This is a genomic window from Butyrivibrio hungatei, assembly GCF_900101605.1.
GTDB classification, from domain to species: domain Bacteria; phylum Bacillota; class Clostridia; order Lachnospirales; family Lachnospiraceae; genus Butyrivibrio; species Butyrivibrio hungatei_B.
In genome coordinates this window covers 1-20,378 of the sequence record NZ_FMUR01000027.1, presented here as the reverse complement: position 1 = coordinate 20,378, position 20,378 = coordinate 1, and the positions used below count along the sequence as shown (strand labels likewise).

Genomic DNA, 20,378 nt, shown 5'->3' with positions numbered 1-20,378 from the left:
GAAAAGCCCGAAAAATCAACAGATATGCTGAATTTTCCGGACTTTTATGCCTAAATTTTCAATTGAGTTTCAAAATCTATTGGAAGTTAAGAATATATCATAATTCCCACACAATGCACACCCCCCGCATATAACATGTTTTTAGTAAAAAATGCATGTAACAGGCTGCTATTCCTATAAATGTTTATGTATATTTATGCTTGATATTCTTTTTCATTCACCCTATAATACAGACAAAATTAAAAAGAATGCAGAGTAGACTGTAAAGCGTCAAGTGCCGGGTGAACAGGGAGTTGTCATTCGGACGAAGGGTAATCCGCGGTTTTATGGTCGCATCCCGCTGCTACATAGTGAAGTGTATAACACCTCTCGTGTAGACAAAAGGAAGCTGCGAGGAGGTGTATTTTTTATGAAAAAATTACGTGACACAAACACACTTACTCTGGCCGCCATGTTAACGGCTCTGGGTATCGTACTGGGATTTCTCAAAATTCCCATCAACCAGATCATCGAGATCAGATTCGGCTCACTCCCAATCGGCATCGCAGGTATGTCGCTCGGCCCTGGTATTGCCGCTATCGTCGGAGCACTTACCGATATCGGAGGATATCTTGTAAAGCCTACCGGTCCTTTCTTTCCCGGATTTACTATAAGCGGAATCGTAAGCGGCCTGATCTTCGGCTTTATTCTATACAACAAGAAACCTACGCTTGCCAGAATTGTTGCGGCTGAAGCCGTTCACACACTTATCGTCGGCATCATCATGAATACCTACTGGCTTGACATGATGTATATCAAAAAAGGCTTCTTTGTGACACTTGTAGCAAGACTTCCCAAAGAACTTGTAATGCTCCCCATCAATATTTTAATGCTTTACATTGTTTTGGAAGCATTTGGCAGGATTAAGACTTATGCACGAGTATAATTATTCAGAGGCAATTTCTTTTTTCGAGAAATTGCCTCACTTTGAACCGCCTAAAAATAATAATACCCCCATAAAAGACATGTTTTCTCTGGACGCCGAGCTTGCTCTTCTCAGAAAACTGGGAAATCCCCAGATCGGGCAGCGCTATGTTCACGTCGCAGGCACAAACGGCAAAGGCTCAACAGTTGCCTATCTCACCTCGATTCTTATCGAAGCAGGCTTAAGAGTCGGCACCTTCGCCTCACCCTTTTTATACCACTACAATGAACTCTTTAAGATAAACAATACTGAAATTTCGGATGAGGATTTTGCAAGGCTCTTTTCACAGATAAAGCCTGCATATGACGAGCTTGCCACCGAGAACATATTTCCCAGCGAATATGAGATTCTTACCGTCATGTCTTTTATTTATTTCAGTGAAAAAAACTGTGACATCATCGTCATGGAAGTCAGCATGGGAGGCCGCGTGGATACGACAAACGTAATTCCCGCGCCGCTTGTTACTCTCATTACTCCGATAAGCTACGACCACATGTCGATCCTTGGTAACACACTGACTGAGATTGCAACCGAGAAAGCCGGAATAATCAAGCACGGTACCTCTGTCATCACTCCATTTCAGGAACGAGAAGTCAGCAAAGTTCTTGAAGATTTTTGCGCAAAAAAAGCTGTTTCTTTGGCATACTTCACTGAGCCCGTCCCGATTGAACGAAGTTTGCAGGGACAGCATTTTAACGTAGACGGAGTAACTTACAGCACAAAGCTTCTGGGCACCTACCAGATAGGCAACGCAGCCCAAGCAATCTACGCCGCAAGGAAACTGGCTCAGAAAGGATTTAGAATTTCCGAAACCGACATATCCCGAGGAATCGCTAATACCGAATGGTTCGGACGTTTCACTGTCGTAAAAGAAAATCCGTATATCATAATAGACGGTGGCCACAACAGACAGGGCGCGGCAGTTCTTCGTTCATCCCTTGAAGAATACTTCCCGGGTAAAAAAATCACATTCCTTCTTGGAATCCTCGCCGACAAAGAAGTTGATATCATCCTCGATGAACTGATGCCGATTGCAGATAAGTGCTACGTCACAAGTGTTCCCAATCCAAGAACTATGGTTCCCGACGACCTCGCCAAGATGATAGAAAGCCGCGGCGTTAAAGCAACTGTTTTGGAAAAAGATTATCCATTTGAAGACCTATGTAAAGACGAGACAGAAGTTCTCTGCATTGCAGGATCTCTCTATCTCATAAAAGATATTACATTGAAATTTTGAACAATCAGATACAGCGATTGACAACGCTCCCCCTGTGGCATACAGATTATCATTGATACTCTATTCCGATCATTCATCGGAATAGAGTTTTGTTGTTTTTGCTTGTCTTCTGTTTAAGAAAATAAAAAGTACAACGATAACTACGCACATTACCTGCGTAGCTGTTATGACATGATAAAGATGCGCGTATCTGAGAAAATCTAAAGCAATCTTAGCTATAGCATATATGCTCGAAGCAACCAGCGGATTAAAACGCTTTTTGAAATATAAAACAATGGAAAATGCAAAAAGAAGCAGAAAAACTGCAGACTCTAACTTTTGAATCGGAAATAGATTTCCCTTGTCGGTATGGACACGCATAAATCCGTTATACGGAAGCCCTTCGCAACATCCCGCGAAAGCACATCCTATTTTTGCCACTCCGTACATCAACGGAAGGGCTACCACAAAGGATTCAAAAAATACTTCTTTATATTTGGGAGTTATCCTTGTAAATATATATGCTCCCAAAAGCATACCCAGCGCGGCACCGCTACTGTTAAGCCTGATATATTGTCCTTTTGTAAGCACAAAATTCGTTAAGAGTGAAGTGCATAAACACATTATCAATTCCAGTACAGCGAACAAAAAGACAATCTTTTTGGGAACATTTCTTTTCTGTTGCAAATATGCTATCGTGAGCAGTCCAAAAAATAATGCAGAAGCTATCATTGTCTTATACATAAATGTTCCGTCTCCTTACGTTATTATGTCATCATTTTATTGCATATACACAATTCTTTCAAATGCCGATCATGATATTGGCTATTTGTTATTCTTATGGCCATACAAATACGCACCAATGGCTGCAACACACGGAACGGTTGATATAATACCAACAGAGCCTGCGATTGCTCTGATAAGCTCAACAGCCACAAAATCTGTATTTATTAACTGGATAAAAGACACTCCATAGGAATATATAAGGATCATCATATTAAGTGCGCCGCCGACATAGGCAAGTACAAGCGTATTGGCCATTGTGCCCATGGCGTCTCTTCCAATCTTCATTCCCGATCTAAAGAGTTCTGCAAAACCCGCTTTTTCATTTGCAAGTTTAATCTCTTCTACAGCCGATGAAATTGACATCGCTATATCCATAACCGCACCCATCGCAGCGATCAGTATCCCACTGATAAAAAGACCTGACATCTTTAGATTACTTGTTGATTTCACAAGAAGAAGTGCCTCAGCCTCATCCGTCTGAAATGTCGTAACGCCGCCAAGCTTTGCGGATACAGCTCCGAGTATGGCAGCTATGAGCACTCCCGCAAGCGATCCCAAGGCTGCCGAGACAGTCTTTTTACCGGTTCCTCCGATAAGCAAAAAGCATACCGCAGAGGTTACAAATATAACCGCAATCGTCACGGGGATTGCAGAAAAGCCCTTGTAAACAAGCGGAAGTAGCACAAACAGGATAATAAATACCGTGTAAACAAGTCCTATAAAGGCTTTTAATCCCTGCTTTCCTCCCATGAGAACAAGCACAGCAAAAAATACAGCTACAAGTCCGATTGTAAGCGGAATACGATTGTAGTTATAGACACTTACGGTATACGTATGTTCCGCTGATGTATCTATCCTTACACTGACAGTATCACCTTCTTTTACATCCACGTTATAAAGGGCACTGAAATAGTTTGTGACTTTGCAAATGTCACCTTTATAGCGGCCTGTTAGGATTTTAACCTTAAGCTCGCTGCTGCCCTTCTTTTGATTTTCAACACTCTCATCAATAACCGTATTGTCCTCTATTACAGAAAGAACTCTGGCAGTCTCATATTCAACTCCGGAGTTCTCTGTTACAGTGTATTTAGGCCTGTCCGCATTGGCATAGATAACTACGCCAATGCTTAAGGCTATGAATACAAGGACTGATACAGCTTTTATTATCAGCTCTTTTTTCATATTATTTTTTTCCAAATAAATGTCTTAATTTTGATAACAATCCCGCAAGTTTTCCACCTGATGCAGCGGCTGCACCTGCTGCGGCCGAAGCTCCTGCTGCAGCTCCCGCAGAAACGCCTGCTGCAATATGGCTTATCACAAAGATAACCAGCGCCACAACGCCAACCGCACCGGCTCCTATTGCCACAAACTTTTTAGGTATGTTGGGCAGCTCGGGTAGCTTAAACTCTTTTTTCTTGCCGTTATCTTCCTGTTTATCCTGCTCTGCACCGTTGTCGGTCTGAGAATCTGCAGTCTGTGCAGAATCCTTGTTATCCTCATTTTCGGTGCTGCTGTTGTCTGCATCTGTAGACTTTGCCTCTGTGCTGTTATCCGAAGAATCCTTCTTGTTTGAATCTGCAGCTTTATTATCGGATTGCTTCTTTTTAGCTCCGAGTACAGAATTGTCTTTCTTCGTATTGTCTGATTTCTTTTTGCCGTTTACGGACTCTGACTTTTTGTTATCTGTCTTTTTGTTATCCGTATTCTTATTGTCTTTTACGGATTCCGACTTCTTGTTATCGGCTTTCTTATTGTCAGTTCCCTTGTTAGCCTTCACCGATCCAGACTTTTTGTTATCAGTCTGCTTATTGTCTTTTCCTTTGTTGTCCTTCACAGTGTCAGAATTTTTGTTATCGGATTTCTTGTTATCCTTTGCGGAATCTTTCTTTTTATTATCGGTTGCCTTGTTGTCTTTTACCGAATCGGTCTTCTTGTCGCCCGTTGCCTTGTTGTCTTTTGCCGAATCGGTCTTCTTATCGCCTGTTCCCTTATTGTCCTTCACTGCGTCTGACTTCTTATCATCAGTCTTTTTATCGCCGGCTTTATCACCCTTCTTTGTGTTATCTGCCTTACCTGCAAGTACAATATCGTCGCAGTTGCGAACCCTGAGTACCGGTACTGATACATCCGATTTTCCTTCAGGATGCTTATAGAGCACACCTGCGGCGGTAACTTTGGCACCTTTCTTTACGAAATCTCCGACAGTATTCTTACCTGTTGAGCCGGATCTTATATATCCGTCGATGAAGATAGCCGCCTCGGCTCCCGATGAATCTTTTAACCAGAACTCGGCAACCGTTCCGTCGGCGTTGTAATCAACCCTTGTCACATCACCTGTTGTCTTAAGGAGCTGACCTCCAAGCTTATCGTAATCCATTGCGGTCTTGGTATCAACTGCTTTAGGTTCCCATACTTTAGGATCTGCTTTGAGCTCTTTTGCAGAAAGAACTTTGAGCTCAAGGTCGCCCTGATACTGTGCGAGATAGCCGACAATGCGCATCTTGGTACCAATCTTAAGTCCGGGTGTAGCATAAGGGAATATGTCCATTCCGCCCGTCTCATCCTGAATGTAGATGGTATCAAAGAATGTTGTGTCCTGATTTTCTGTTCCCGATGTCACATAGCCTTCAACTGCGAAGACTTCGTTCATCTTGCCCTGTCTGGCTTTTGCGATAGTTGTAGTCTCAAGCTCAACCGTAGCGCCGTCAATAATGTTATTTACGATCGTATGGTTTGCAAAAGGAAGTGAATCATTGTTGTCCATTTCAGCTTTTACTTCAAAGTCTGAGAGGAATACGCCACCCGAAACTATGATCTGACCGCCTGCTTTTGTCTTCTGACGTGCGATAAATGTCACCTTTCCGTCATTATCAAGCTTTACTCCTTTAACGCCGTTCGGCAAAGCACCGCCATTAGAGTTTCCTGCTCCGTCTTTGCAATCAACTGAATATGTGGTTTCAAATCCGTTTACAAGCCACTCTGCCTCATCAACAAAGTTTGTAGCCTTTGCACCTGAAATATCCACAGAACATCCCGAATACTGGCTGTACTTCTGGCCTTCCTTTATTCCTGCAAGAAGAGCGGATTCTTTGTTGAATACGGTAGGATACATTCTGTAAACCTGTCCGCCGTTATTCTTATCATCGCACACTTCATCGGAGCCCATACGAATGGTTGCGCCGATTGCTTCAAGGATCTTATTCTGCTCTGTTGCAGTCTGGCAGTCTTTGGTATCGGAATAATCAGCAAGACCGCATACGATCACTGATCCGCCGCCTGCCACATATTCTTTTACCATCTTGATAAAGTCATCACTGTAATGTGAAACCTTGCTAGGTTCTTTATTATTCTTTCCGGGAGCTGACAAAACAAGTAACTTACAGTCTTTTAACATGTCACTTGTGATATTGTCCTTAACCACAGTTGCTCGTATATTTTTCTTAGCACAAAGATTTATGAACGCATTCACATTTCCTGTGTAATAGCCCGAAACGTAATCATTATAGTGAGTACCGTCAATGATCACATTTGAGACCATCTTGGGAACCGCATAATTTACGGCAAACTTATCTTTATAAATCTTCTCAATACCACCAAGCATAGCATGAACGGTAACCTCATATGTCACCTGCCCCGCCTCGTTGTATACATAGCTTGTTTTATATGATGCGGTGCCGTTTGAAGCAACCTCTGATACCTTAGCCTCTGCGCCTGTCACTTTGGAAACAGGTACTTTTTTGCCATCCACATCGCTGAGTTCAATCTCGATATCCTTAATCTCAAGAGGTGTCTTTTCGTTGTTGAAAAGGTCAACGTTGATATCAAGAGACTCTCCCGCTACAGGAAGTACCGTCTCTGTATATGCATTGTTGATTCCGCAAGCCTCGACACTGCCTACCCATACAGGAGCTGTTACCGCAATGTCTTTATCCTGCTCGGAAATCTTGAGGTAGTAGTAAGAATATGCAGAGGGAACTGTAAATGTAACCGTTGCCTCGCTCTTGTCAACGTTCTGTGAAGCGATCACCTGACCGCCGTTTACGACTACTTCTACCTTACCGATCGCAGAGTCCGTAGGATCCTTGATGTCAGCCTTGATCTCAACCGTTTCACCTACAGTATCCTTATCAAGAATACTACCCATAACGTTGTTATCAAGTGTGTAGTAGATTGAAAGGTCATTGTCCTCAGTTGCATATATACGATAATTTCTCATTGCATCGTATATTGCTTCTTCGCTGTTGGTATCTGCAAGCATTACAGTACGTGCAGTGTTGGCATCGCCCCAAAGTCCCTTGTGGTTATCCTGGTTGTTTGTGGGAGCCACGTGCCAGCCCTTATCAAGAGCTCTGGTGTAATACTCGTATGAAGGGAAGTAACCTGAAGATCCTATCGCACCTTCACCGTTACCAACCTCTATCATTGTAATGAGCGCATCGTTTTCTTCCGAGTAATATGCAAAATCCTGGAAATCACCGAAGGTCGTTCCCGGGTGATTGAACTGACTGATAGAATCAGGCGCAGTTCTAAGAGCTGCATAGTAGTTATTAAGCGCCGTTGAATATGTTGAAAAATCTTTCTGTGTACGACTCTGGAATCCCTTTGTGTTAAAGGTATTCATGTGTCCGAGTCCGTTTGACCAGGTCATCTCATAGCCGTAAGCACAGGTGAAATCGTCTGTTGAATACTTCTTTACAAGATTATGAGCATAAGTCCACTCATCATTTTCGCTTGTATCAACGTTTTCCGTGATCTTTGAATTTCCTTCATTATCAATCGAGTTGGAGTGATCGGTGATAATGATGAAATCGAGGTTATCAACCTTTGATGCATGAGAAAGCGCATCCTCCAATGATCCCGCACCGTCTGAAATGTTGGTATGTGCATGGACCTGACCGAAGTATATATTTTCTCTCTCATTTGTACGCTTTGTATATTTAAGCGTTGAAACCACGCTGTCTGAGTATCCCTCTTTTACAGCCTTTACCTGAATCTGCGCAGGGAGCTCTTTTGCCTCAAACGGCTGTGTATATTCTACCCAGTCATCATGGGCTTCTTCCTGTGCTGCGTCGGGCTCACTGCCTTCTTCCGCATTCTGCTGTTCTACAGATTCAACAACATTTTTCTCGATTTCTTCGTCTGTCATGTATCTGTAGAAAATCTTTGCGTTTTCTGTCTTTGTAGACAATGTGATCTTCTGATTTGCCGCTATTGCTCCGCCGTTTGGAGTAGCCTTAACTGTGGCAACCTGTGCCTGAGTATACTGATAAACGCAGGTTACGCTGTCTTTTAATCCCTCTTTAACCGCACGGGCACGAATTATAGCGGGAAGCTCCGATACTGCGATCTTATTGCCGGCATCATACTTAACTTCTTCCGCACCGTTTATCGAATAATAAATGTCCGCACCTTCGGTTCCTGTCAAAAGAGCTATCTTAGCGCCTTTTTCAATTTCGCCGCTTGCAGGATCTGCGATAACATGGCCGCAGATCTTATCTGATACCACGGGATGTCCTGATACTATGACGGTATCAATTCTGTTTGTTCCGTCTTTTCCCGCATCTTTATCACCCTTTGCAGAAAGAGTTGTCGCAGGAACAAGTCTTACGTATATCTTTTCTTTGTTATTGGCACCGTCGGGAATCTTAAAGCTAAATTCCACATAGTTGGTAGGCGCAAGAGAAGTCTTGGCAATACCGTCAGAAATCTGCTTACTGCCACTTACCTCTGAAGGTTTGTTGTCTCTGTATGTTGTATATTTATATGAATATGAACCTTCACTGAAATTCTTGAAGCTTCCATCCTCACCTGTTGCAGAATACTGAAGCTGATAAGCTCCCACTGCCGTATTTGACGAACGCATACGGAAACTGAGCTTCATGTCTGCATATCCAAGAGTGGGGAATTCCATCTGGATGTAATCGGTATTGTTTACTACACCTGTAGCACCCATGTAATAGCTTGTTGAGCCTGTTGTGCTTGACTTTGCCGATGTGTAAGGCTTAACTTTTTCGCCGCCCACAACAACACTGTACTTGGCGTTCTCATCAAGCATGTCATTGGTAGAATAAAGATCGCCGTTTATAACTTTTTTGTCCGCGATTCCCGCTTCATCGTAGTTGGCATTTCCTGCCCACTGCGCGACTATAAGTTCCGTATTCTTATCGCTCTCTGTCTTTTCAACCTTTTCACCTTCTTCGAGTGCGTAGAAATTTACTTCAAAAGCTGATGTATCAGAGCCGATACCGTAGCTTGAAAACGCATTTTTATAACACTCAAGTGCAACCTTGTAAGATTCGCTCTTGGCCTTGTCATTTACAAGGATGAACTTGCCGTCTGCAGCATCACCGACGTTTTGCAATGTCCATGTGCTGTATTCCTCGGCTGAATCTGCAAGTTTAAGAGCGCAGTTTGTCTTTGTGCCATTTTTCTCAACCGTTGCAGTCAGATATTTTCCATCTTCGGTCTTAAGTGTGCTCTTTCCGTTTTCATCAACGGAAACCTTGAGAACAAGTGCGTTCTTGTCCTTGATATCTATAGTTTTATTTTCTGAAGGAGTCGCATCTTCGCAGTCAAATTTGCCTGTTTTGGCGCCAAGAAGTGTGGTCATCTCTTTGGCTGTCATAAGTTTCTTATCAGCCGGGTAGTATACGACAACAACGTCTCCGTCATAGAACTCTCTTGTAAGGAGCTTTGCCACTGTGTTTTCTGTGAACTTACTTCCTTTTTTCACCGTATATGCAAAAGATACTTTCTCACTGTCGGCATTGTCCTTGGTGGAATATGCGTAAATAGTGGTATCCTCTGTTATCTTGATGGGTTCCTTGTATTCAGAGAAATTCTCTGTTCCGTTTGTATTAAAATAGATCTTTGCTCCTGTTGTAGCACATGAGAGTGTAATCTCAGTGCCGCTTTCAACAGCTTCGCCGCTCTTTACGGACGCTGTGGGAGCAAGAAGGCCTTCTGCCGCTGCCTTATCCGTGAGCTTGTAGAAGGCAAGAGTCTGGCCTTTTATATTATTGTGAATCGCACCGTTACTCTTTTTGTATGATCTAAAATCTTTGTTTTCAAAAACTCCGAAATATCTTACATCGCCGTTTGAATCAGCAGCGCAAAGATATCCATCATCAGTCTTCCACTTGGCACCGACATCATCCTTTGGCTTGGAATCGTTGATCCTGACACCGTTATTGTTTGCGATGATATATAAGAATTTATTGCCGGCCGAAATGGTATAGTATTCTTCTTTTACAGATGTATTTTCTTTATCTTTATTTTTTTCTTCAGATTCTGATGTCTTGGCATCTTTCTCTGCATCTGCCTGGCTTGTTGCAGCTGTAGATGCTTCGGTACCTGTAGCAGTTCCGTTAGATGCAGCAGCCTCTTTTTTCGTGCCGTCTTTGTCTGAAACAGTTTTATCAGAATTTGTTTTATCTGCATTTGCAGGAACCTGTGTCTCAGACTTCTCAGCTGTACCTGCGCCTGTTGCCTTCTTTTCTTCTACAGGCTTGTTGCTGTCGGTCTCAGTTTTTGATTTCGTTTTTTCGGCATCTGCTTCTTTATCTTTGTCACCTGCTTCAACTTTTTCGCCCTGAGGATTTTCACTTTTTGAAGTATCCTGATTGTCTGCTTTCTTATCGGAATTATCCTTGTTCGCATCACTTTCCGAAGATGAATCAAGAGTATTCTTTTCAACCTCATCAGGTGCAGTATTACTCTTATCCATATCCTTGGAACTTACTTCAACAGTGTTTTTGGTGATCTTCCAAGCGTAGTCGCTGTCATTACCCTCAGAAATACTAAGAGTATCACCGTCAACCGTGGCAACCTTTACCTTGGGACCTGAATTTGTAGACAGTGCATTGGAAAGCACATATGTCCCCGTATCGTTAGTCATTGTAATTGCTATGGAATCATCAGCCGATATCTTATCAAGATCGACTTTGGTCCATAAATGATTGGTTTTCGCCGGCTCTTCCGCTGCATAAGATGCAATAGAAAGATCGGACGCACCAACAGATAGTGCCATGTAGACAGACAGCACTAAAGAAAGCGCTTTGCGACCCGCTTTTCTCATCTCTTTTTCCTCCAACAAAAAATTCCCCTGTTTAATAATTTTCCCCTACTTATAAGCCAATCGCACAACGACAGACTATCATTTATGGCACTGCCCGTCAACGTGTTTATTTCCCGATAATTTCCGTATTCATTTTCATTTCCGGCCGGCGAAAAAAGCTCATTTTACCAGCATTTTTTTCGCCGACTCAGTTACAGCCAATCCTCCCTTTCCCGTCTCTTTAACATCTGCAGGCATCTCATTTCCGATTCGTCTCATGCTATCTATGACATCATCAGGCGAAATAGCGCTCTTTATCCCTGCAAGAGCAAGCTGTGCAGACGCAGCCGCATTTACAGCTCCGTGAGAGTTTCTTTTTATACAGGGAACTTCCACAAGTCCTCCCACAGGATCACAGGTAAGCCCCAGCATATTCTTAAGAGAAAACGCGGCTGCATTTGCAATGGCTTCATCATCGCCGCCTTGCAGGTAAACAAGCGCCCCCGATGCCATCGCCGAAGCCGTTCCGATCTCAGCCTGACATCCACCGTAAGCTCCCGAGATACTCGCGTTTTCACCGATAACTTTGCCGATTCCCGCCGCAACATAGAGAGCGTGAATCAGTTTGTCTTTTGGCACGTCAAAATAATCTTTATAGCTTAGAAGCACAGCCGGCACAACTCCGCACGATCCCGCTGTCGGAGCGGCAACTATACGTCTCATGCACGCATTGGATTCGCCCATCTTGATCGCGCGCTCCATGACTTTTCCAAGAAAATCTCCGCATATGTTTTTCCCCGAAAGATTATATTCTTCCAGCAGCTTTCCATCACCGCCGCTAATTTTGCTCTGCGACCTCAGATTACCGTCGTACTTTGAATCGGCGTACTCCATTGCTTCAAGCATCTGCTCCATTGTCCGCATGGATTCCTCCATACTTACGCACCTGCTCTCCATGTCTGTTTCAAGGACAATTTCCCAGAATTCTTTATCTTTCTCTTTTGCCTGACTTAATATATCTTCAATAGATTTATACATAACAATCTCCTTACGCACCTTCAAAATACGTCACTTTCAGAACTCCCTCTATCTTGGTGAGCCACTTTAAGCCGTCATCGGGAATTTTCTGATCGCACTCAACGACCATAACAGCCCTTCCGCCTCTAAACGAGCGGTAAAGTTGCATAGTTGCTATATTCACAAGCTTATGCGACAGCATCGAAGTTACTTCAGACACATGCCCCGGCTGATCGAGGTTATGAACGATAAGCGTCGGATATTCACCCGAAAAGTTCGTATCTATGCCGTCTATCTGTGCAATGTTGATCTTACCGCCGCCTATTGACTGTGCAATGATGTCTATAGATGCGCCGTTCACACCGTGAAGCACAAGCTCTACAGAATTGGGATGCGCATCAACAAGCCTCGCTTCGCCAAATGTTATCTTTATATTTTTCTCTTTTGCAATATTAAAGCTCTCAGATATCCGGTAATCATCCGGCCTCATTCCAAGAAGTCCCGCAACAAGCGCCTTATCAGTACCATGGCCTTTTCCGGTATCTTTGAACGAACCGTATAGCAATATCTCTGCCTCTTTGATCTCCTCGCCAAGAAGCTTCCCCGCAACATACCCTATTCGCACCGCGCCCGCTGTGTGCGAACTTGAAGGTCCGACCATAACGGGACCTATAATGTCAAAAATCTCCATTTAATCCACCTATTCTAATTTATTAAGCTCTTTTATCCACAAATTTGCACAAGCATCGCTCGGCATCCTGAGGTCTCCTCTTGGCGACACCGCAACGGAACCGACTTTAGGGCCGTCAGGCAGACAGCTCCTCTTAAAGTGCTGGGCAAAAAATCTTTTGTAAAAAACCTTCTCCCATTTCAGAATTTCTTCAGAAGAATAGCTTCCCGCAAAGGCTATGCCTGCAAGACGATAAATCTTTGCAGGGTTCTGCACAAGCCTTAACATATGATACAAAAAGAAATCATGAAGCTCGTAAGGTCCCACAAGGTCTTCCGTTTTCTGCGAGATTTTGCCGTCCTCAGGCGGTAAAAGCTCGGGCGATACCGGCGTATCCAAAATATCACGCAGCACTTCGCTTAACTTCTCATCACTGCATGTATCAGCATAATAATCCACAAGATGGCGGACCAAAGTCTTTGGAACCGATGCATTTACCGCATACATGGACATGTGATCACCGTTATATGTCGCCCAGCCAAGGGCAAGCTCAGACAGGTCTCCCGTTCCTATGACTATTCCGTTTACCTGATTTGCAATGTCCATAAGAATCTGCGTGCGCTCCCTCGCCTGACTGTTCTCGTAGGTCACATCGTGGTTTTCGGGATCGTGAGCAATGTCTGCAAAATGTCTTTTGACCGCTTCACCGATATTGATCTCTCTAAGCGTCGCTCCCGTCTCCTTTATGAGGCTGAGCGCATTGTCATAAGTCCTGTCCGTCGTTCCAAATCCCGGCATGGTGACTGCGACAATTCCATTATGATCAAGTTTGAGATAATCAAAAGCTTTTACAATTACAAGAAGAGCCAGCGTAGAATCAAGCCCTCCCGAGATGCCGATAACAACATTTTTGCATCCGATATGTTCAAGCCTCTTTTTAAGTCCCATCGCCTGGATTGTCAGTATTTCCTCGCAGCGCTCGTTTCTCTCTGTTTTGGCCGAAGGTACAAATGGCTTTGGAGCGATGTATCTTGTGAGACTTGTCTTTTCACTTGTTATATTAAAAGAGATCTTCTTGTAATCATCCGTTTGTTTTGCGCTGTACGTCGTCATGCGCCTTCTGTCCGCTTCGATAGTTTTCATGTCAAACTCTGAAATTATCATCCCTTCGGAAAAGAGCTCCGACTCAGCAATGATGCTTCCGTTCTCAGACATGATGTTGTGTCCCGAAAACACCACATCCTGCGTCGATTCGCCAGGGCCTGCCGAAGCATAGACATACGCGCAGACAAGACTTGCGGCCCGGCTGCTGACAAGATTTCTTCTGTATCTGCTCTTGCCAATTATTTCATTCGATGCCGACAGATTTACGATCATCGTCGCACCTGCGAGGCAATGCTCTGTGCTTGGCGGATTCGGAACCCACAGGTCCTCACATATTTCCGCAGCAATTCTTAGTCCCGGCATTTCATCGCATACAAAAATAATCCTGCTGCCCGCAGGAACTTCGCTATCGCCGATACTTATCACTGTACTCAGCTCTTTTCCCGAATAAAAATGCCTTGCCTCATAGAATTCGTTGTAATTCGGAAGGTGTATCTTGGGCACAATTCCAAGAATCTTCCCCCTGTTTATTGCCGCCGCGACGTTATAGAGCTTTCCTTCTATCGCGAGCGGAAGTCCGACGAAGACCATCGCATCAATATCTTCTGTGTACTTTGTTATATCTATGAGCGCAGATTTTGCCCCTTCCAACAATTCGTCCTGTAAAAAGAGATCCTGACAGCTGTACCCTGTTATGCACAGCTCCGGAAACACAATTATCTTTGCACTTTCTTTTTCAGCTTCTTTGATCCATTTCTTAATCTCACCAATGTTATATTGAACATCGGCCACTCGTAATTTGGGCGTGATCGCCGCCACTTTAATAAATCCGTCTTTCATAAAATCACCTGTTAAAACATAATTACTCTGATAGATACTCACATAACGGAGTATTTTCTAATAAAACAAAAAAGCGCAGGCAATAGTGTTTGCGACACCATTGTCTGCGTTCATTAATTATTATAGTTAACTTATCCTTTGCGTCAATGTAAAAAATGACCATTTATTCATCTACAAGAAATCTTAAGAAAATTCGACGGTATTTCTTAAGATTTATCTGCTACCATGGATAAAGTCGGCAGTCTTTCAATGACAATTCTATGTCGACGCCATGGCGATTCGCCAAATCTATAATTTTCCAAGAAAGGAGTAATAAGTTGAAAAATCGAACAAAACATTTATAGCAAATTTGTTATTGATTCTTATATCAAATTTGTTATAGCATCAAAGGAGACAATATGTTTGAAATCATTTTTTATTATATGCGGAGGTACAATGTAAATGAGTAATTGGAAGGAATTTAGACAAGAACTTAATATCACTCCCGAAGAAGAAAAAATAATTGAACTTGAAAAAGACCTGCTTCGAACAATGGTCACTATACGCGAAGAGCAAGGCTTATCTCAATCAGAGCTTGCAGACAAATGTAACGTAAAACAACCTGTCATCGCTCGAATGGAAAAAGCTGTACACTCTCCACAAATCGATAGTCTACTTAAAGTATTGGTTCCGCTAGGGTACAAGCTCGCAATTGTACCAATAAAAAAATAATTATATATTTTTGCAACAAAAAAATCCCCCGATGCTCACAACATCAGGGGATTTTCTTTGTTATAAAACTGAGCTTTCGCTCACTTTATTATCAATATTTCTTTGCTTCCTCTTCGCCGTTCATAACACGGATAGCGCCCTGTGCAAGTGCAAGGAGCTCGTCTTCTCCGGGATATACGGTTACAGGAGCGATCCAATCAACACTTTCCTTAATCTTATCTGTGATAACCTGACCGTATGCGATACCGCCTGTAAGGATGATCTGATCAACCTTACCCTTAAGAACTGTAGCGCATGCGCCGATGTTCTTGCAGATCTGATAGATGAATGCGTCACGGATAAGATTAGCCTTCTCATCGCCCTCTTCGCACATCTTGTTTACTTCTCTCATATCGTTGGTTCCAAGGTAAGCGTTAAGTCCGCCGCCACCAACGATTTTCTTTTTCATCTCATCATATGTGAACTTGCCTGAGAAACAAAGATCAACGAGTGCCTTAGCAGGAATACCGTTAGCTCTCTCAGGTGAGAATGCACCGTCACCGTTAAGTGCTGCGAATACGTCAACCATCTTGCCGTTCTTATGAACGCCTGTTGATGTACCGCCACCCATGTGAACTACGATAACGCTGATCTCATCATATTTTTTACCGATCTCTTTTGCATATCTTCTGGCAACAGCCTTCTGGTTAAGAGGATGATCGATTGAAACACGCTCAACTTCAGGAATACCTGAGATACGTGCAACAGGCTCCATCTCATCTACAACAACGGGATCAACGATGTATGAAGGAACACCGATCTCGTCACCGATCTCTCTTGCAAGGATACCGCCGAGGTTAGATGCGTGCTGTCCCTGAACACCAACCTTGAGGTCTGCAAGAAGTGCATCTGTACACTCGTATGTTCCGCCCGGAATAGGTCTTAAGAGTCCGCCTCTTCCTACGATTACGTTGAAAGATTTGATGTCGATGTTTTCTTTTTTAAGGAAATCAAGAATGATATTCTTACGAAAATCTTTCTGATCGATGATTGTTGCATACTGATTGATTTCTTCAGTGCTGTGTCTTAATGTTTCCTCTTTTACAAGTGTCTCATCCTCGAAGATGCCGACTTTTGTAGAAGTTGAACCGGGATTTATAATTAAACTCTTTATCATAGTTTTTTCCTTTCACATATTTTTTTATAAGGAACTTCCGCTCTCGGGCTTCGCCCTCGCCGGAAGACGTTCGAACTAGATTCGAAAAAAACCTCATCAAGTTCTCTCAGCTTATTTATTGGCAACAACTGCTGCGAGTGCGATTGAGTTAACCTTTACCTCAACACTGTCAGATCTTGATGTAAGGATAACCGGTGCCTGTGTTCCTGTAAGGATGTTACCGTTTTTAACCTTTGCAAGACGAACGATTGTCTTGTATGTAAGGTTTCCTGCGTGGATATCAGGGAAAAGAAGGATGTCGGCATCACCGACGATTTTTCTGTCAAGAGCGCCTGCCTTGTGCTGAGCAGCCTCGGGATCGATAGCAAGATCCATTGAAAGAGGTCCGTCAACGATGCAGTTCTTAATCTCGCCTGCTTCGTTCATCTTTGTAAGCTCTGCTGCCTCAACCGTAACGGGCATTTTAGGGTTAACTACTTCTACTGCTGCAAGAGGAGCAACCTTAGGGCAATCAACACCGCAAGCTCTTGCTACATCTACTGTATATTCAATGATGACTTTTTTATCCTCAAGTGTGGGATATGGCATAAATGCAACGTCTGTAAGGAAAAGAAGACGATCGATTCCGGGAATCTCAAACACGCAAACGTGTGAAAGAGGACGACCTGTGCGAAGACCAACTTCTTTATCAAGAACGCTCTTAAGGAAATCTCTTGACTCCAAAGCACCCTTCATGTAAATGTCAGCCTTTCCGTCGTGTACAAGAGAAACTGCTGTACGAGCTGCCTCGATGGTATCCTTAACATCGATGATCTCGTAGTCTGCAAGGTTCATTCCAACCTCTGCTGCCTTCTTCTCGATTTCATCCTTGTCACCAACGAGGATAGAATCAACGATTCCTCTCTCCTTAGCAACCTTAACAGCCTCAAGAACGTGTGTGTCCTGCGCTACGGCAACAGACATCTTCTTTTTCTCAGCTGTCTTAAGCTTTGCCAAAATGTCATCAAAATTCTTACTCATTTTAAAAACCTCCAAAAATATTTATCTTAGATTAAAATATCCAAAAGCCATATGATAAAATTTTAACACTCAGTATTCATAAATGCAAGAATACCATTTACAGTAGCTACCTATTATTCAAAAAATCTTTTCTTTTCTGAAAAAAATCATAGAAGTACCTAACGTTCTCGAGATCGTACCACTTGCTGACTCTGTAATCACATGTATCAAGATTATATATCTTGGCATTAAGAGTACCCAAAAGAAACGGTGAATGCGTAGCGATGATAAACTGGCATCCAAGAAACCTTGCCATCTTGTTGATTTCTTCCGCCATCGTCACCTGGTTGGCGGGCGAAAGAGATACTTCAGGCTCATCAAGAAGAAACAACGCATCCGGGGTAATAAGATCATTTAATATCTGCAGCGCCGTCTCACCGTTTGAATATTTTTCCTGAGCAAATATTTTTTCAACCAAACGCTTTTTCCCTTCAGCTGAAGAAAGATACCGCTCTGCCTCCTTACGATTTTTTCCCTGCTTCATATTGTAATAGAGCATATCGCTTGACAGTACATCCCTTTGCTGAATCTTCTTGATCTCATAGAGAATATCTTCACTCTTTATATACATACTATTTCTTGGAATTTCATGAAAAGATAAGCCTGAATTCTCATCTACGCCAAGATCGTAAGCACACTCATTGTTATATTTCAATGTATAATCGATACGCCCCAAACCATTTGCAGTCACATGCTCCCTTCCTTTTAACTCGAGCTTGTTCGCAATGATATTGAGTATCGTCGACTTTCCCGAACCGTTATTTCCATACAGCACCGTAATATCCGAAAAGACAAACGGTTCCGGGTCCTTGCCTCTAAACACGCTGTACGGATAAATATGCGGACAGCTTTCTTCAAGCCGCTCACCGCTTAGTTTAAAACTCAAAAGATATTTCATTGTCCGTTAAACCTTTTTAATCTTGTCGACTTCGACGCCGGTTAGCTCATAGCTATACTCACGGAGTATTCATCCTAATAGCTCCATAAAATCAGACTCTGTCATTTTTGAAATAATCGATACCGGCCTTTCCAAGATCTTTTACACAAACCAGACCGGAAGTTGCCATATATTATCCCGAAGCTTTCCGGGTGCAGGGCATGTACAGATAACCGCGCCCATTCCGCGCTTTTTCTCTTCAATTTTATCAAGGATTGTAAACGCACTTGTCATCTCAGCAGTAACCTTGCTGTTCTTCTTTATCTCAATAGGATAAAGAGTGCCATTCTGTTCGATAATAAAATCAATCTCCGATTCCTTATTATCTTTTTTATCCTTGCCTCTGTAATAAGATACGTAATATCTGTAGTCAAATCCTGCATTTGAATACGACTTTAATATCTCAGAAATTACATATGTCTCAAAAAAAGCTCCGCTCATAGCACCATTCGCCATTGTTTCAGGGGTAAGCCATCTTGTAAGATATGCGGCAAGTCCCGTATCTCTGAAGTACAGTTTTGGTGACTTGATTGCCCTCTTTAAAGCTGATGCCTTATACGGCTCCAAAATATAAACAATTCCCGACGCCTCCAATATCGAGATCCATTTTTTGATAGTATCGGCGTCTTTTCCCACTTCATCGGCAATATTGGAATAATTCAGAATTTCTCCCGTTCTTGATGCGCATGCAATCATAAATCTTCTAAACGAATCCAAATCCTGCACGGCCGATAATTCCCTTACATCTCGCTCCAGATAAGTCTTTACATAGTTTGCAAAAAACATCTGCCAGTCCATATCGGGATTCTGAAGTTCCGGATATCCGCCTCTGTGTATCTTGTTCCAAATATCCGGCGCAGGCTTCGCCGACTTATTTCTTGCTCTTACATATTCTTCAGTGGGAATAAAAGGCTCCGCAAAAGAATCCCTTTCTATCTCACGCAAAGATAAAGGAGCAAGCTCTATTATAGAAACTCTTCCCGACAAAGAATCCGACACCAGATCCATAAGCTTAAACGGCTGCGATCCAGACAATAAGTACTTTCCCTTTACATCATCCTTGTCGCATTCCATCTTGAGATACCTAAAAAGATTGGGAACCCTCTGAACCTCATCCATGAAAATAGGCGGCTCATTGAGCGCAAGGAATGTATTGGGATCGTCATTTGCCTGATCTTCCAGAAACTGATCGTCAAAAGTCAGCATCTTCCTATCGGGAAAAACATTTCTTATAAGCGTAGACTTGCCTGTCTGCCGTGCCCCTGTTACCAAGATTGCTTTATACAGTTTTTCTGACTTGAGCAGTATGCTCTCAACATGTCTGTGAATGTATTCCATAGATTATCCTCATAAAAGAAAAAACGACTAATTCCGATTATGATTCGGAATTAGTCATATTATAACATTTCAAACGTGGGTTTTCAATTTTCGTAGCTTTACTCAAAATCCTTCGCCTACTTCATCAATCTTTGTTTTCAATATTTCTGCAAGCTTCTTAAATGTAGGAATAAAGCTATCTGTAAACGTCAATGAAAAAGTTTACCACTCGCTACCGAATTAGTTTACCACTTCGCTAGCGAAAAACTTTACCATTTGACCATTTTTCGCTGGTGAATAAGTTTACCAGTAGCGATACTGAAAAAGTTTACCACTAACGCTACCGAAAAAGTTTACCACCAAGTTTCTTGTTATGGGGAACACCGCAATAGCAGCATTCCCCGAGTTACTTTAGTTATAATACATAGTTTTCGAATGGCAGGTCCTCATCAAGACGAACCTTATGGGCATGAGCTTTGAAGTATTCAAAATCCTCTGTAAGCCCCTTCCATTTGATATAATCGCTCAAGTATTGATTCTCA

Annotated in this window: 13 protein-coding genes and 1 riboswitch; of the genes, 3 read left to right on the top strand and 10 right to left on the bottom strand. The window is 42.7% G+C overall.

The genetic code is table 11. From position 1 onward, the window contains the following. Positions 1–249: 249 nt before the first annotated feature. Positions 250–345, top strand: a riboswitch (THF riboswitch). A 64-nt stretch (positions 346–409) separates the two neighbouring features. Continuing rightward, entirely contained in the window at positions 410–925 is a 516-nt protein-coding gene (locus tag BLP87_RS15385; protein WP_034468757.1) for a folate family ECF transporter S component, read from the top strand. Further along, positions 912–2,201, top strand: coding sequence for a bifunctional folylpolyglutamate synthase/dihydrofolate synthase (locus BLP87_RS15380; RefSeq protein WP_074463461.1), 1,290 nt, complete (start codon positions 912–914; stop codon positions 2,199–2,201). Before BLP87_RS15385 ends, BLP87_RS15380 begins: the two co-directional genes overlap by 14 nt. A gap of 69 nt (positions 2,202–2,270) precedes the next feature. Here BLP87_RS15380 and BLP87_RS15375 read toward each other — a convergent pair whose 3' ends face one another. The 6 genes from BLP87_RS15375 to BLP87_RS15350 all read right to left on the bottom strand — a co-directional run bounded on the left by BLP87_RS15375 (position 2,271) and on the right by BLP87_RS15350 (position 14,656). Beyond that, a complete protein-coding gene (locus BLP87_RS15375) occupies positions 2,271–2,924 on the bottom strand; it encodes a prolipoprotein diacylglyceryl transferase family protein (RefSeq protein WP_074463460.1) in 654 nt (217 codons plus the stop codon). A gap of 81 nt (positions 2,925–3,005) precedes the next feature. Then, entirely contained in the window at positions 3,006–4,148 is a 1,143-nt protein-coding gene (locus tag BLP87_RS15370; protein ID WP_074463459.1) for a YibE/F family protein, read from the bottom strand. A gap of 1 nt (position 4,149) precedes the next feature. Further along, complete coding sequence (locus BLP87_RS15365) at positions 4,150–11,046, bottom strand: CehA/McbA family metallohydrolase (protein ID WP_074463458.1); 6,897 nt, start codon at positions 11,044–11,046, stop codon at positions 4,150–4,152. A gap of 159 nt (positions 11,047–11,205) precedes the next feature. Beyond that, positions 11,206–12,063 carry an L-serine ammonia-lyase, iron-sulfur-dependent, subunit alpha gene (sdaAA, locus tag BLP87_RS15360; protein WP_074463457.1) on the bottom strand — a complete coding sequence of 286 codons (858 nt, stop codon included), beginning with the start codon at positions 12,061–12,063 and terminating at the stop codon, positions 11,206–11,208. 10 nt (positions 12,064–12,073) lie between these two features. Then, positions 12,074–12,733, bottom strand: a complete 660-nt coding sequence (gene sdaAB / locus BLP87_RS15355) for an L-serine ammonia-lyase, iron-sulfur-dependent subunit beta (protein ID WP_074463456.1) — start codon at positions 12,731–12,733, stop codon at positions 12,074–12,076. 9 nt (positions 12,734–12,742) lie between these two features. Next, a complete protein-coding gene (locus BLP87_RS15350) occupies positions 12,743–14,656 on the bottom strand; it encodes an NAD(+) synthase (protein ID WP_074463455.1) in 1,914 nt (637 codons plus the stop codon). 441 nt (positions 14,657–15,097) lie between these two features. Between BLP87_RS15350 and BLP87_RS15345 the strand changes: the two genes are divergently transcribed. Continuing rightward, entirely contained in the window at positions 15,098–15,367 is a 270-nt protein-coding gene (locus BLP87_RS15345) for a helix-turn-helix domain-containing protein (protein ID WP_026514201.1), read from the top strand. A gap of 91 nt (positions 15,368–15,458) precedes the next feature. On the opposite strand, the gene buk is transcribed toward BLP87_RS15345, so the two are convergent. The 4 genes from buk to BLP87_RS15325 all read right to left on the bottom strand — a co-directional run bounded on the left by buk (position 15,459) and on the right by BLP87_RS15325 (position 19,857). Next, positions 15,459–16,523: a butyrate kinase gene (gene buk, locus BLP87_RS15340; protein ID WP_026514200.1), complete on the bottom strand. Its 1,065-nt coding sequence runs from the start codon at positions 16,521–16,523 to the stop codon at positions 15,459–15,461. 111 nt (positions 16,524–16,634) lie between these two features. Next, a complete protein-coding gene (ptb, locus tag BLP87_RS15335) occupies positions 16,635–17,543 on the bottom strand; it encodes a phosphate butyryltransferase (protein ID WP_026514199.1) in 909 nt (302 codons plus the stop codon). A gap of 106 nt (positions 17,544–17,649) precedes the next feature. Continuing rightward, complete coding sequence (locus BLP87_RS15330; protein WP_074463454.1) at positions 17,650–18,480, bottom strand: AAA family ATPase; 831 nt, start codon at positions 18,478–18,480, stop codon at positions 17,650–17,652. 141 nt (positions 18,481–18,621) lie between these two features. Next, entirely contained in the window at positions 18,622–19,857 is a 1,236-nt protein-coding gene (locus BLP87_RS15325) for an ATP-binding protein (protein WP_074463453.1), read from the bottom strand. Between the last annotated feature and the right edge of the window lie 521 nt (positions 19,858–20,378).